Origin of the sequence: Nostoc sp. NMS9, from assembly GCF_017114995.1 — a bacterium.
Lineage (GTDB): Bacteria > Cyanobacteriota > Cyanobacteriia > Cyanobacteriales > Nostocaceae > Nostoc.
Genome location: NZ_JABXKL010000005.1, coordinates 16,841 through 30,946, shown reverse-complemented (window position 1 = coordinate 30,946; position 14,106 = coordinate 16,841). Strand labels below are relative to the sequence as shown.

12 protein-coding genes are annotated in these 14,106 nt (G+C 41.6%); 6 read left to right on the top strand and 6 right to left on the bottom strand.

Annotated features, from left to right (window positions below; genetic code table 11):
- Positions 1–125 precede the first annotated feature (125 nt).
- Positions 126–2,291 (top strand): cytochrome c peroxidase, encoded by a 2,166-nt coding sequence (locus HWQ40_RS02160; protein ID WP_292774712.1) that lies wholly within the window; start codon positions 126–128, stop codon positions 2,289–2,291.
- A gap of 109 nt (positions 2,292–2,400) precedes the next feature.
- On the opposite strand, the gene HWQ40_RS02155 is transcribed toward HWQ40_RS02160, so the two are convergent.
- Entirely contained in the window at positions 2,401–3,723 is a 1,323-nt protein-coding gene (locus HWQ40_RS02155; protein WP_292774711.1) for a serine hydrolase, read from the bottom strand.
- A gap of 798 nt (positions 3,724–4,521) precedes the next feature.
- Here HWQ40_RS02155 and HWQ40_RS02150 point away from each other — a divergent pair.
- The 3 genes from HWQ40_RS02150 (at position 4,522) to HWQ40_RS02140 (ending at position 5,649) form a co-directional block, all read left to right on the top strand.
- The gene (locus tag HWQ40_RS02150; protein ID WP_292774710.1) at positions 4,522–4,770 is read left to right on the top strand and encodes a hypothetical protein; all 249 of its coding nucleotides are present in this window, start codon (positions 4,522–4,524) and stop codon (positions 4,768–4,770) included.
- Positions 4,771–4,923: 153 nt separating this feature from the next.
- Entirely contained in the window at positions 4,924–5,232 is a 309-nt protein-coding gene (locus tag HWQ40_RS02145) for a transposase (protein WP_366933897.1), read from the top strand.
- A 51-nt stretch (positions 5,233–5,283) separates the two neighbouring features.
- Positions 5,284–5,649, top strand: coding sequence for a four helix bundle protein (locus tag HWQ40_RS02140; protein ID WP_292774709.1), 366 nt, complete (start codon positions 5,284–5,286; stop codon positions 5,647–5,649).
- A 637-nt stretch (positions 5,650–6,286) separates the two neighbouring features.
- Here the strand turns inward: HWQ40_RS02140 and HWQ40_RS02135 are convergent.
- A complete protein-coding gene (locus HWQ40_RS02135) occupies positions 6,287–7,465 on the bottom strand; it encodes a GNAT family N-acetyltransferase (protein WP_292774708.1) in 1,179 nt (392 codons plus the stop codon).
- A 312-nt stretch (positions 7,466–7,777) separates the two neighbouring features.
- On the opposite strand from HWQ40_RS02135, the gene HWQ40_RS02130 reads away from it, so the two are divergent.
- Complete coding sequence (locus tag HWQ40_RS02130; RefSeq protein ID WP_292774707.1) at positions 7,778–8,098, top strand: multidrug efflux SMR transporter; 321 nt, start codon at positions 7,778–7,780, stop codon at positions 8,096–8,098.
- Between the two features lie 109 nt (positions 8,099–8,207).
- On the opposite strand, the gene HWQ40_RS02125 is transcribed toward HWQ40_RS02130, so the two are convergent.
- From HWQ40_RS02125 to egtC, 3 genes are all read right to left on the bottom strand, one after another.
- Positions 8,208–9,872, bottom strand: coding sequence for an FAD-dependent oxidoreductase (locus HWQ40_RS02125; protein WP_292774706.1), 1,665 nt, complete (start codon positions 9,870–9,872; stop codon positions 8,208–8,210).
- Between the two features lie 64 nt (positions 9,873–9,936).
- Positions 9,937–10,146: a hypothetical protein gene (locus HWQ40_RS02120; RefSeq protein ID WP_292774705.1), complete on the bottom strand. Its 210-nt coding sequence runs from the start codon at positions 10,144–10,146 to the stop codon at positions 9,937–9,939.
- Between the two features lie 578 nt (positions 10,147–10,724).
- Positions 10,725–11,537 carry an ergothioneine biosynthesis protein EgtC gene (gene egtC, locus HWQ40_RS02115; protein ID WP_292774703.1) on the bottom strand — a complete coding sequence of 271 codons (813 nt, stop codon included), beginning with the start codon at positions 11,535–11,537 and terminating at the stop codon, positions 10,725–10,727.
- A 265-nt stretch (positions 11,538–11,802) separates the two neighbouring features.
- Between egtC and HWQ40_RS02110 the strand changes: the two genes are divergently transcribed.
- Positions 11,803–12,405 carry a hypothetical protein gene (locus tag HWQ40_RS02110; RefSeq protein ID WP_292774702.1) on the top strand — a complete coding sequence of 201 codons (603 nt, stop codon included), beginning with the start codon at positions 11,803–11,805 and terminating at the stop codon, positions 12,403–12,405.
- A gap of 114 nt (positions 12,406–12,519) precedes the next feature.
- On the opposite strand, the gene HWQ40_RS02105 is transcribed toward HWQ40_RS02110, so the two are convergent.
- Entirely contained in the window at positions 12,520–13,851 is a 1,332-nt protein-coding gene (locus tag HWQ40_RS02105) for a serpin family protein (protein WP_292774700.1), read from the bottom strand.
- Positions 13,852–14,106: the final 255 nt, after the last annotated feature.

The following is a 14,106-nucleotide window of genomic DNA, read 5'->3' as shown; positions in this document are numbered from 1 at the left end:
CCCAAGAGAGTATTTTTTGTGTTCACGTAAAATTCGTAATTTGCGTGTTTATTTTACATGAATATTAAATTTCAAACTTCCTCGTAAATGTATACTTTATCTCGGTGTTACTTTATAATACAACTATGGGGATTATACCCATAATCAGCTTAGTAATCTTTACCACTGCTTTATCAAGTTGCTTATTGCTGACCTCAAGAGGTCGATTTTTGCTCAAATCTTTGGTGACAAAAATAAAGCAGCAAGAGTGGAGATTCAGATATGGCAAGCCTAACTACTTGAGATCGAGATTTTCAAGGACTATAACAATTGCTGCCATTATTCTGGCAGCAGTAATAGCTGGAAATACTGTATCAGCAGGGGTTACAGGCCCATCCCCAATTTCGCTCAAGAGCGTATCGGTTCCAGAACCTAACAATCTTGGAGACTTCGTAAAAGACAAAACAGCTGCAATCAAGTTAGGAAAGACTCTTTTTTGGGATATGCAGGTTGGGAGCGATGGAAAGACCTCCTGTGCTAGTTGTCACTTCCATGCTGGAGCCGACAATAGATCCAAAAATCAGATTGCTCCTGGGCTTTTGCGGGTCAACGCCGATGGTACAGAGAATCCAGATTCAGTTTTTAATGTCGGCGGACTACCAAACTATCAGCTCAAACCAGAAGATTTCCCCTTCCACAAGCTGTCAAACCCAAACGATCCTAAGACTGTTGTATCTGACCATAACGATGTCAGTTCTTCTCAGGGGATTTTCAATACGAAGTTTGTGGATGTCACACCTGGTAATGCAGAAGACAAAGTTACAACCGAGCCAGATCCGGTGTTTAAAGTCGGAGGTATCAATGTGCGGCGCGTCGAGCCGCGTAACACGCCAACCGTGATTAATGCCGCATTCAACTTCCGCAACTTTTGGGATGGAAGGGCACAAGACATCTTTAATGGGGTGAATCCCTTCGGTTTAAGAGATCCTAACGCCGCTGTCGTCAAGGCTATAAACCCAATTCGTGTAGAATTTGTGAAAGTCAGCCTAAAGAACTCGTCTTTGGCATCTCAAGCTGTTGGGCCGCCACTCAGTTCCTTTGAGTCATCCGCAGATGGTCGCACTTTTCAAGAAATTGGTGATAAGTTCGGGGGTGATAAGTTCGGGCGAATTGACATAACACCTCTCACCGTTGGTAAGGGTAAAAAGCTCCCCCGAAAACTTGCGAAAAAGTTATTACCTCTTAGACCGCTAGCTAAACAGATTGTGCATCCACAAGACAGCGTTTTAGGTAAAGATAGTAGATCGCCTCAACCTGGACTTAAAGATAGAACATACGAGCAGATGATTCAAGATGCCTTCAAGCCGGAGTGGTGGAATTCTTATCGCCTCATCCAAGTTGACTCTGACGGTAAACGGACTATTGTCAAGAGGCCCGATCGCACCTTGAATAGTAATGAGTACACATTGCTAGAGTACAACTTCTCGCTATTCTTTGGGCTGGCAATTCAGTTGTACGAGTCTACGCTCATTTCCAGTGATACGCCCTACGATCGCTACTTGGAAGGAAACACCAGCGCCTTAACCGCGCAGCAGCAACGAGGGAAAGGACTGTTTGAGGGCAAAGGTCTGTGTATTGCTTGCCACAGTGGAGTAGAATTAACAGCTGCTTCAGTAAGCAGCGTGGCTAAAGACGGACGAATCAAACGTGCGCCGTTCGGGCCAAAATCTCCTGAAGACAATGGTTTCTTCAATATCGGTGTCAGACCTGCCACAGACGACCCCGGTTTGGGTGGTTATGACGGTTTGCAGAATAACGGTCAACGTAATCCGCTTTCAGAGGCACGATTGGCTCAGTTGGGTAAATTTAAGGATCTCCTTGGCGAAAATCCCCCAACCCTTAATCCACCATTGAATTCCGGTGAAACTGTGTTTGCAAATGGAGCTTTCAAAGCACCTGGACTTCGCAATGTAGAACTAACTGCTCCCTACTTCCACAATGGAGGTCAGGCGACTCTAGAGCAAGTGATTGATTTTTATAATCGTGGTGGTGATTTTGCAGTACTTCCGCCGCTAAATCTTTCACCAGAAGAAAAACAGGAATTGGTCGCCTTTTTAAAAGGGCTGACTGATGACCGAGTTCGGTATGATAAAGCGCCCTTTGACCATCCACAATTGTTTATCCCTAATGGACATGTGGGTAATTCTAATTATGTTGTCAATGACGGCACTGGTAAAGCTACAGATGACACAGTGGAAATTCCTGCTGTTGGTAGGAGTGGTAATGGTGGTACACCAAATTTCCTGAGTTAATCCCATTTCACGACGAAATACCTGAATACAGATAGATATATAGGGATGTACAGATGTACGTCCCTATTTTTGCGATTTGGTGCAATAGTGGTAGTTACGATCGCAAGACTTAACGAGTGCGTAGGCGTAGCCCGCCGGAGGCATCGCCAAGTATTGGTTCTATATTGCTAACTTTGGTATTGTCTAGGTAATTATAGACTCTTCTGGAAACTTCACGGACAAAATCTCCAGCTTTGGGATCGTAGTTTGGTCTTTGCACCAAAACACCTGCTAAATAGCTTTTGCCGTTGGGCATTTGAATAATACCCGCATCACCAATGATAAATCTCAATGTTCCAGTTTTGTGGGCGATGGTCGCTCCTTGACCGATACCAGCTGGTAGTAAACTATTGGTTTTGACATGGCGCATAATGCCTAAAACTTGATTGCGGCTAGTTGGGGATAACAAACGATTATTAGAAACTAACGCCGCCAATCTGACCAAATCTTTGGAACTAGTTGTATTTGTGCCACCGATGTCTGGAAGGAGATTCCGAAGTGCTGTATTTTGCAATCCCCAGCTACGAAAACGTTGGCTAACTTTTGCGGCGCCACCCAAGCGATCGAGAACTAGATTTGTGGCGGTATTATCGCTGATTGTCATCATCAAGGTAGCAGTTTCCAGGACACTAAATTTAGTGCCGATGGGTTTGTATTGCATAATTCCAGATTCGCCAACCTTTAAATCGCGCCGCATCACTAATTTATCGGTGAGTTTAATTCTCCCTGCGTCTATTTCTTGGAAAAGAGCCACTAATAAGGGAAATTTGATTGTACTGGCAGCAGCAAATCTTTTTTCGCCATTAATATCTATATAATTTCCTGTATCTAAATCTAAGAAAAATATTCCCGGATTCAATGTTTTATAACTTGCTAACAAACTGCGAATCTGAGAAGTAATACCAACCATCTCTTGACCAAGATTGACAACTCCAGCAAATGTAGCGGCATCTGTGGATTTGATGGCAATATCTTCTCGATTTTCTCCAACAATGGGATTATTTTGGCGGTTAAATGAATTGAATTTGAAAATCCAATGAGAACGGGAATCTCCTTTAATTGATATATTTTGGGAAGTAACATCAAAACCAGGAGCGAACTCTACGACAAAACGAGTGGTTTGAGAGTCTGGTTTACCAAGGCGAATTTCTTTCACCGCCTTACCAAAACTTTGTTTGACAGTCTCAGAATTAAAATTAGTTCCAGGTAAGTCAATCACCAATCGATTCGGATTATCTAATAAAAAGGCTTTTGGTTCTATTCCCGAAGTGGTAGTTAAGTCTAATTGGTTTTGGCTAGAATCATAGTACCAAGACTGTAATTGTGAGGCTTTAGCTTGTCCTGCAACTAGAACCAAACTGCTTAAACCAATCGCCAGTAGATGTGATTTCATTTTGTGAATGTGTGTGTGCAAGTAAGGAGCAACTAATCAGGTTTACTTAGATTGTTTTCTGATGACTGTGCTGAACTTCCGGAGAAAAAGTCATAAATCCCGTTGAGTTATTTTTACCAGATGAGTTTTGGGATTAGATAAGCACGATAAATCATCATTACTTATTAAAAGTAAATCGCTGACTGTTTTTTTTGTGGTGTGAGTTGACAACAACAGAAATTGTTAATCTAGCGGAAGGACGAGCGAAGGATTAATTATGTTTCCAACTTATGTTTTGTAGAGAGAGAAAGTAAAACCCATTCACTAAAACCCTAATACATATAGATTTCGCGTAGGGGCACGGCATTGCCCATACGTGTCAACTTAACGTGAAACCCTTGTTAAGACGTGATATTGAGTTCATTCACTTACGGTTACTCACCGCATCACCCCACCCCGGTTTTGTCTAAAGCCAAAACCGCCCCTCGCCGATGCCTCTATGGTGTATACACAAGTCTGAAATAGCTGATTAACCAGGGCTTTACCCCACCCTAACCCTCCCCTTGGAAAGGGGAGGGAACTAGATTTCTTATTTCCCCCCTTTATAAGGGGGGATTAAGGGGGGTAATTTGACTGTGTGTACACCGTAGTCTAAAAAAAGAAAGGCTTTGAGGCTTACTCCCCTTCCCTCTCTTCTCTACGAGAGGCTGCGCCAACGAGACGCTGCGCGAACGCAGGGAAGGGGCTGGGGGGTTAGGTCTGTATTTCCCGCAATTGAGAACCGCTATATTTGTTATTTTGGCGAACGCATTTGTTATTTTGGCAAACTCATTTGTTACTTTGGCGATCGCATTTGTTATTTCGGCGATCGCATTTGTTACTTTGGCGATCGCATTTGCTATTTCGGCGATCGCATTTGTTACTTTGGCGAACTCATTTGTTATTTCGGCGAACTCATTTGTTATTTCGGCGAACGCATTTGTTACTTTGGCGAACGCATTAGGGGAGGGAACTAGATTTCTTTTTTCCCCCTTCCAAGGCTACGGTGTATACACAAGTCTGAAATAGTTTACTCACCTGGTTTTCGCGTCAGTTTTACCCCACCCTAACCCTCCCCTTGGAAAGGGGAGGGAACTAGATTTCTTGTTTCCCCCCAATACATCGGGGGGATTAAGGGGGGTAATTTGACTTGTGTATACACCCTAGCCTTTCCAAAGGGGGATTAAGGGGGGTAAAGTCGCCAACCGAGAAATTTCTCAACCAGGATTTTCTTACCACGTTACTACTCGCTGCAACAACCGCGAGTTTAACCTGGCACAACGAGAATGTCGTGAGGTCTTTTTGTATGCTATCAAAAAGGCTTTGGATAAATATGGTTTTAAGCTTTATGCTCTGTGCATTCTGTCAAACCACGTACACTATCTCATAGAACCTGCCGCCCACCAAGACTTGCCCAAAATCATGCATTTCTTGAATTGGTACAGCCCCTTTGGGGAATTCAAAAATCAAAAGTCAAAAGTCAAAAAATAGGTACTTTCATCTCGTAGTGTGATGATATTTTTGCCAGATTATGTTTTTAGTATGAATAATCACATACCAATTTCTGATAGAACATTTGAGTTTGCTGTTAGAATAAGCAAACTTTGTTCTTATCTAGATAAGCAACCAGGAACACCGCGATTGCTAGCTGCTCAGTTATTTAGATCAGGTACATCAATAGGCGCAAATATTGAAGAATCTCGTTCGGCTGAAAGTGATAGAGATTTTATAAGTAAGCAGTCTATAGCTTTGAAAGAGGCAAAAGAAACAAGATATTGGCTAAAGCTCTTAATTAAATCAGAAATGATGTCTGAAGAGAAAATATTAAGTCTTTTGGATGAATGCGAACAGTTGATTAAAATTATTGCTAAATCAATAATAACAACTAAAGAAAAGTTGAAGAAATAATTTTTTGACTTTTGACTGTTGACTTTTGACTTCCCGATAGGGAGTGGCATCCAGCTTTTTTACAACTGGGCAAAACATTAGATGAATGTGCCAAAAAGTATCGCGGGTTTTGCCAAAGGTATAAACCGAAGTTAAAAACAGCCAGCAAGCCTTACTGGGGTAGTAAGATGCTGGCTGGTCAACCCCCTTTGGGGGAATTCAAAAGTAAAAAGTCAAAAGTCAAAATGAAAAGTCTTTTTTTTGACTTTTGACTTTATAGTTAATGTATCAAACCGTCACAGGAAAAATCAAGCTTTTATACAAAACATCGTACTTTTCCTACTTTTCCTACCTTTTTGACATACCGCTCCTTTAATAAGCCACACCGAAACTAACTTTTTTACATTTATTTGTTGGGAGACGGACATCCCTCTGTGTGATTTGATATCATGTCCAGTTGAACAATTGTCACAAGAGCGAAGCGTTGCGAAGCAATCGCAAAGGTGTTGAGATTGCTTCACTGCACTTCGTTCCGTTGGCAATGACATATCGCAACTATTTAGCGAACATGATATGACTACGCAAAACCGTCCCTACCTCAAAGAGGAACAGGCTTACCTTGAGTTCAACTCGCATAGAGGTTCGTTGACATCTCACATTAAAAAAAATCAGCCACCCAAGGAGAGCTACCTGCAAATATTTGCGTAGCTGCTGAAATAGCGGTTTGTGTCCCATGCAGTTTTCCGGCTATTTGTAAATGGTAGGGAGCGAACAAACTTGTATATAGTGGTGCTAATTCTCGGATATCTAACTGCAACTCACCTTTTCCACCTTTTGTAACTTCACCGCGTCCATTGGCAACAGAAAGAATGAATTTACCATTGTTTGCATCTAGCAAATTATCTTGAATATCTAGGTGCAATTCAGTTTCAATTCCCAAAGGATAACCCCGCATCTCCAGCGCCTTGACTACATCTACTACCCGCAGCATCCAACGCATCGTATGCCTAAGCTTGGCAGTTTGCTCTGGTAGCAGCAATGTCAAGGAATCGCTCACAGAACTTCTCCATCGCACGTGTTCAATTTGGGAGCGATGACTGGCAAGAAAAGACCAGAATGTTTGTGCAGCCGCTACTGTGAGAATTACCCAATCTTTGATTCGCAAAATTGCGCCATCCTCTTTTGAATGTTGACTGAAGAGGATGTAACCTTCGGGTTTCTCTTTTGTACCGATAAAATATGCGTAAAATGTTTCTTTCTCATCTGGCTGGATTAAGCGCTCCCAGATTGCTCGATGTCGGTCTAAATATCCATGCGTTAGTCTCGCCTGCTGCTGATATAGTTGATGAAATACTTGATGATTGATACTCACTATTGGTTGCAAAGGTAGGGGTTGCTCTCGTACTTGGATACTCTTAGTAGAAACTTCCCAATTACACCAGCTACCCCCCTGCTCATACCCGACTTTTCGATACAAGCTTTGAATAGACGGATAAAGAGCAGAGAGCGGTATACCTCTAGCATAAAGTTCTTTGAGCGTCTGCTGCATGAGAGCGATCGCAGCTCCCGAACCGCGATACTCTGGAGCAATACCCACAGCGGCAATTCCTGTCATTGGTACACGCACACCACCCCACCACTGACCCATATCCAGAGTTGCCAATCCACCAACTAATTGCCCAAATCCCCGAATAATACGGAAATTTTCTACGCCAATGAGATTGATATAAGCTTCCTCGCCACCAACTCCGCTGATGAAACACTGCTCAAGAATATACATTAGTTGCTGAATATCCTGTGGATCGGCAAGAGTGCTGTATTCAAATTGAGCTGTCATCTTTCATACCATTAGTAGGACAAAAACACAATCATACTACAGCAGACGTTGCCCCAATGCTTGAGCAATTTCATCGCCATAAGGCCCCGGAATCAGCCTCAATTATACTACTGCATATTTGGTTTTAAATGTCAGACACCTATACCGTTTCTTTGTGAAGCTGCATATATTTACCTACCGACTACGCCGTTCCCCCAAAGCATCCTCATTGAGAACTGATATTACACTTGTAAAAATTTTTCATGAGTTACTTCAGGACTGCTTATTCTATTTTTAGGGCGAGTTGCTCTTAACAAACCACTTACAAAAAATATGTCAACAAGTTGGATTTACCTTATATTAGCAATCCTCTTTGAAGTTTCAGGCACAACTTGCATGAAATTATCGCAGGGATTTACTAAAATAGTTCCTTCAGTATTAATATTTGTCTTCTATGGATTTTGTTTTACTTTTTTGACCTTTGCTCTCAAGAGACTTGAAGTGAGTGTCGCCTATTCTGTCTGGGCTGGATTGGGAACTATTCTAATTGCTATTATTGGTATTATTTGGTTTCGGGAATCTGCCACATTAATCAAACTTGTGTCGATCGCCTTAATCATCATCGGGGTAATTGGCATCAACGCAAGTAAATGAAGGAGGCAGGGGGCAGGAGGCAGAGGAGCAGGCTTGCCGTGAGCGTAGCCGAACGGGAGGAGGGGAGAGGGTTTGCAGATTTTACACAGCTTAGTATTCGCCGCTTTAGCTAAACATTACTTAGGTAGCGGTGAACAAATTGAATGGCGATCGAACCTTCTCCCACACCGGATGCCACCCGCTTAATTGAGCCATAGCGGACATCTCCGGCTGCGAAGATTCCGGGAATGTTGGTTTCTAGTAAAAAAGGAGAGCGTTCCAAAGGCCAACCACGAGGAGATTTGCCATTATGCATCAAGTCTGGGCCTGTGATGATAAACCCCTGAGCATCACGTTGAATAACACCATCGAGCCAATCAGTTTTGGGGCTAGCACCGATGAAGATAAACAGCGATCGCGCTGGCACGGTTTCGGTTTGTCCAGTGTTGGCATGGGCAATCACGATTGCTTCTAAATGTTCCTCTCCTTTCACTTCTACGACGCTGCAACCTGTGCAAACTTTGATATTTTCAGTCGCAGCAATTTGGTCAATCAAATATTGAGACATACTCAATGATAGTGACTCACCTCGCACCAACATAATCACTTTGCTGGCATACTTACAAAAATGCATTGCTGCCTGTCCAGCAGAGTTTGCCCCACCTACCAAGTAAACCTCTTCGTTGGTGCAGGCGATCGCCTCAGTCATGGCAGCACCATAATAAATTCCTGCTCCTGTGAGCTTCTCTGCTCCTGGAACCTTTAGCCAACGGTAGGAAACGCCGGTTGCAACTAAAAGTGCATGGCAACTAATCTCGCTACCATCCGCCAATTGCAGAATCCGATAAGGATCTTCCAGTCGAACCCCAGTTACTACTTGAGGAGTGAGAATTTCTACTCCAAATCGCCGTGCCTGGGTGACTCCCCGCCTTGCCAAATCACTGCCACTCAAACCAATAGGAAACCCTAAATAGTTCTCAATCCGCGAACTTGTACCTGCTTGTCCTCCTGGTGCTTCACGCTCAATTAAGACAGTACTCAATCCCTCAGAAGCACCATAGACGGCGGCTGCCAGTCCGGCAGGGCCAGCACCCACGATCGCTAAGTCATAGAAGGGTCGCTCTGCCTGAGTTTGCAGTCCAATTTTGGCGGCAATCTCTAAATTAGATGGTTGAATTAACCGGGAACCATCGGGAAACAGCACCAATGGCAATTGTTGTCTGCCATCAGCTTGTGCGTATTCTACTAATTTTGCGGCATCCGGTTCCAGTTCAATATCTAACCACTTGTATGGAATCTGGTTACGTGCTAGGAAGTCTTTCACCTGATGTGAAAAAGGCGACCAGCGATTACCAAAGACTCGAATGCCTTCAAAGGGTGGGCGGAATCCAGCTAGCCAGTCATCTAGCAAATCATCTAAAACCGGATATAGTCTCTCTTCTGGTGGATTCCAGGGCTTGAGTAAGTAATAATCAATTCTGGCACTATTAATCGATTTAATGGCAGCATCCGTATCTGCATAGGCCGTCAACAAGGCACGTTTCGCATCGGGAAAGATGCCTTTTGCCTGTTCTAGAAACTCTACGCCTCCCATTTGGGGCATACGTTGATCCACTAGAAATAAAGCAATTGCCTCATTCCGCAATTTTAGTTGCTGCACCACATCCAGAGCCGTGATACCTGAATCTGCCCGAACAATGCGGAAGCGATCGCCATACTGATGACGCAAGTCTCGTGACACCGCTTGCAACACTTCTGGATCGTCATCGACGGTTAAAATTGCTGGTTTCGCCATAACTACTGTTTCTTAACAATTGCAGTGTCTAGCCGTTATCTTCAAAAATCTGTCGTCAAAATATCTACTGTTTAACCAGTTGCTTTAAACGAAAGTATGCCTCTTCTGGTGTCAGCGGTTCCGATTGACTTTCATTAGGTATATAAAATACCCAAGTATCAGGAAAGTAATGTACCACAAAGCTGGGAATCAAACCCAAGCTTACTGCTTGCTTTCCGAGTTTTTCAGTTTGTTCCTCTAAACTCAGTTGGTCATGAAATGAGTGTTCAACCATACTTTTACATCTCCCTGTACTTTATTTGACCCTGGAAGAAAGTTCAAAACCAGCATTGCACGAATTTAGCTAAAGGTGATTTACTATTCACTATGTTTTAGAATGAGCTTGAGAATATTTTGGTAGTAAACCTAAATAATTTCAAATATGCTTTCGTAGAGAATCATAAAACTATTTTGGTCATTCAGGGTAACTGAAATTGGATTGAATCAGGCAACAGGGCATTCCTTACGTTGAGGTCTTAGGAAATCATTTTATACTACTCATACTCTCGGCACAATCAACGATGAGAGGCTTTGCCAACGGTGGTAAACTACCTTTTAGCCAAGTATTGCGCTATTGCTGTTCTCCACACTACTGAGAAATGGCAGGCGTTATGCAATTGGGTTGGAAAATCGTCCTATTCCTTTCCTCTCAAGGCATTAATTCATCTTGCCATCTCTAAAATAAGCGAACGAACAGCTACCATTTTTTTCTAAGAATTATAAGTAAGTATGCGATCGCTCCAGCTTGCGTGGGTATAGTGGTGGACAGAGTACAAGGGAGCCTTGAAGAAGAATTCAGATCGCAATGCTTATTTAAACCCCAATGGGAACAAATCTCTCCAACAGGCTAATTGTTGGCTGTAATGACTGGGCTTCAACAAATAGCGCACTTTGCTCACCAAAAGCAGTCCAATTTTGGTTATTGGATAAAGGCTCAGAAGCAACAATAACTTGGTTTGGCTGCTTGAGTTCATCATAAGACCAATAAAGAGTAGGTGCTTGTGTGCGATAAGCATAGCGAATTGCTGCAACTGCTTGACCATCACTGACAATTACATTGGCACTAAAGCTGGTGTCATGTTTTGATGCCAACTCAGTCAATTTTTGAAGTGTGGTATTTAATGCTGACAACAGAGTGCTGTCTGGAGACGACTGCCATATTTCGACTAGTAGGGCGAAGATGTGTTCAGAGTCAGTCGTACCTTTAATCAGGCGGTAAGTGGAATCAGAGAGGCTCTCACGTATTGGTCTACAAAGAGTTTGTTGAAAGTTTGATATCTCGCCATTATGCACAAACAAAAGTTTCCCACTACGAAATGGCTGACAATTGCTAATGTCGAGCGATTCACCTATCCCAGCTAATCGGACATAGCCTACAGTACAACTGGATTGTACATAGTTGCTCAACTCTTCCAGATTCGGCTCGTTCCACAGCGGGATAGTATTTCGGTAAATAAAGGGTTTACCCACTTCGTTGTACCAGCCTACACCTACTCCGTCTCCACAAACTACTCCTGATTTTAATTCCAAAGGACTGTAACTTTGTTTGTAGAGCGAATGCTCTTGTTTATACAGCAACTCATCTAAGAGGATGGCGTTACCAAGATAGCCAATTAATCTACACATAAAAAACGATGTTGCTGAAAGAGTAAGAAAAATCAGTCACAAGCCCCGATAGAAATCGAACCTGATATAACTGGACAATTATTGCAAATCATTACTAATTTAACAACTATTGTTTATCTTGTGTATGTTTGATCTGTGACTTTAGTCATGGTTTTGTTGTCTTGCTAAAAATATAGAACAGAAGCTAAAGTAATATTTATTCCTTACCTTTGTTTGAGCTTGATTTGTAAATTATCCGTTTGCATTCAAAGGATTTTAGAGAACTATGCCAATTAAAAAACACATTAACCTTAATCAAGGATGTTTCCTTAATCCCACAAATAAACTGATAGTTGTCAATTTAGGCAGTGAAGATATTTTAAATTTAATCACGCAAGAATTAAAAACTCGTTACTCCCCAGAAACTCAAAAAAACCTACTTGAGGAGAGTTCAAAGTTATTACCTAGTTTTGTATTTCAAGAATTATTACAACGCCAACAGCAGGTAGTAGATATTAACCCAGATAGTTTAATTGTCGTTAGCTGTCAGATAGCAGAGACAGAAGTCGATGATTTGGGATTTGATTTAAATGTCGAAGTATATTTTGTAGTTGGAGATACAAAAGGTCAAAACCATTTTCGGGCTAATCAAATAGTCCTTTGGTCGAATATATGGGGTGATGAAGAACAGCCTTTTGATTTAGAAGATGAGCTAGGTGAACAATTCTGGACAAGTTATCAAATTCAGTTGCTTTTTGATGAAAAAGAGCAGCAAACAATTGAACTGGAACTATCACAAACAGATGATTCTGCCGCGAGGTTAGAATTTTCCCCATCACTAAAAAGATTTTCACCGTCCATAGTTCCTTTTACGGATAATGACTTCTAAAAATTATTATCTGCACATACAGTGAATGTAAATTAATTATTTATATTCACTGAGGATTTTATTTTTTGGAAGTTATCTTTTAAAAAGATGAAGTCTTCAATCCCTCCTACATCCTCATTGTGGTTCGATAATTGAACCCATAAACAAAATGTTTCCCGTCTGATTATCCCTGATGGCACAGAAGAAGGGGCGATCAACAATCATTCGGAATGGTTCTGGTTCTTGTCTCAAAGATGTTGCTACTATTCCCACTGAAGTAGCCGCAGCCGCTTCCGTACCTTCTTCGTTTACTTCAACAAAAGTTTTATGCTTAACTTGGCTAATGGCAAAATTTTTACCCATGCCAGAAAAATTGGCTTTGTTGCTGAAAGCCTCCCCCATACCTAAAGTTTTTAAAGCATCATTGAGTGTAATATCGTAATCTGTTTTGAAGCGGGGTAGGCGAATAAAACCTTTTTGATTGTTGAACTGAGTCATCCATTTTTCCCAGTTCTCAACATTCAAGTTTTGATAAAACGCTTTGAGGTTAGAATTCTTTTTGGGTAAGAATATATAAAAACTTATCTTACCATCTTTCCCATAAGGTAAACTAACTGCCTGAAATTTTTCGCTTTCATAGTATCTATAATCACCCTTCTGTGACATCATTGGCTGTTGTTTTTGCCTGCCAAATGTGATGTAAAAAGGGTATGGAGCAGTTTGCTTTTTGTCAAACTCGTTACTCCAATTACCTTTAAAATATATGGCATTAATCAGAAATAACACCTGATCTGGTTCAATGTTTTCAACTATTTTAGTGATTTTGCCGTTAGTATTTTCTTTGACCCAGTTATTGATAATACTAGATGCGGCGGCATCTTGAAAGTTTAAATTGCTGACTTTGGCTTGATAGAAGTCCTGGGTTCTCTTGAGAAAGTCTGGTGCAAAGCTAACATCTTGATTTGCCCAAAGTGAGTTAGCAATTTTCAATTGCACTTTCGTATCCGAATTGTCTAAAAGCTGTTTTAATACCGCCGCGTAAGAAGAGTTGATTTCTGGTAGATTCATCCCCTGTAATTCCAGGGTTTTTGCCATTGCTTGTTGAGTCGAACCGCTAGCGCCGTTGTAAGTCATAGCAAGAGCGATCGCAACACTCGAAGGTGAGATAAAAATATTTTTCTCACCCCGATCGTTTTTCAGAACTTCTGAAAATAGTTTGAAGCCAAACTTATTGCTAGACTCAACAATTTTTGTATCAGTGTTGGCTGTTTTTTTTTGCAATGGAGTTTCTGGCTGAGGTAAACTAGATTGGGCAAGGGCACTTTTATTACTATCGACTTGAGAACACCCTAATACACTGAATAGAACAACACTTGCAGCAGCCAGCGCATAACGTCTGCCCAGACTAACACCGTAACGTCTTTGCAGGAAATTTTCTTTTGCATCACTCAATTTCTGGCGATTCATTCTGCTACCTCACTTGCCAAAGATTCCCGATTTGTGCTCAGAGTTGACGCAGATACTGTGTCAATGACTAACTATTGCATTTACTCCAATAGGAAAATGGGACTGTTACAGTTTTCGTAACAGCAAATTAGTAGCTTAGAGGAATTAAACACAACTTATGGAGTTGCTAATTCCTTATTGAGACGGCTATACAGACGAGTTATAAAAAATTTTGATTTCTAAGAATTTTTATCTTTACGTATAAACGTATTGTAA

Coding starts and splice junctions, on each gene's coding strand:
- HWQ40_RS02120 (WP_292774705.1), bottom strand. CDS start 10,146: ATGGTTGAACACTCATTTCATGACCAACTGAGTTTAGAGGAACAAACT.
- HWQ40_RS02105 (WP_292774700.1), bottom strand. CDS start 13,851: ATGAATCGCCAGAAATTGAGTGATGCAAAAGAAAATTTCCTGCAAAGA.
- HWQ40_RS02125 (WP_292774706.1), bottom strand. CDS start 9,872: ATGGCGAAACCAGCAATTTTAACCGTCGATGACGATCCAGAAGTGTTG.
- HWQ40_RS02135 (WP_292774708.1), bottom strand. CDS start 7,465: ATGACAGCTCAATTTGAATACAGCACTCTTGCCGATCCACAGGATATT.
- HWQ40_RS02140 (WP_292774709.1), top strand. CDS start 5,284: ATGAATAATCACATACCAATTTCTGATAGAACATTTGAGTTTGCTGTT.
- HWQ40_RS02155 (WP_292774711.1), bottom strand. CDS start 3,723: ATGAAATCACATCTACTGGCGATTGGTTTAAGCAGTTTGGTTCTAGTT.
- HWQ40_RS02130 (WP_292774707.1), top strand. CDS start 7,778: ATGTCAACAAGTTGGATTTACCTTATATTAGCAATCCTCTTTGAAGTT.
- egtC (WP_292774703.1), bottom strand. CDS start 11,537: ATGTGTAGATTAATTGGCTATCTTGGTAACGCCATCCTCTTAGATGAG.
- HWQ40_RS02160 (WP_292774712.1), top strand. CDS start 126: ATGGGGATTATACCCATAATCAGCTTAGTAATCTTTACCACTGCTTTA.
- HWQ40_RS02110 (WP_292774702.1), top strand. CDS start 11,803: ATGCCAATTAAAAAACACATTAACCTTAATCAAGGATGTTTCCTTAAT.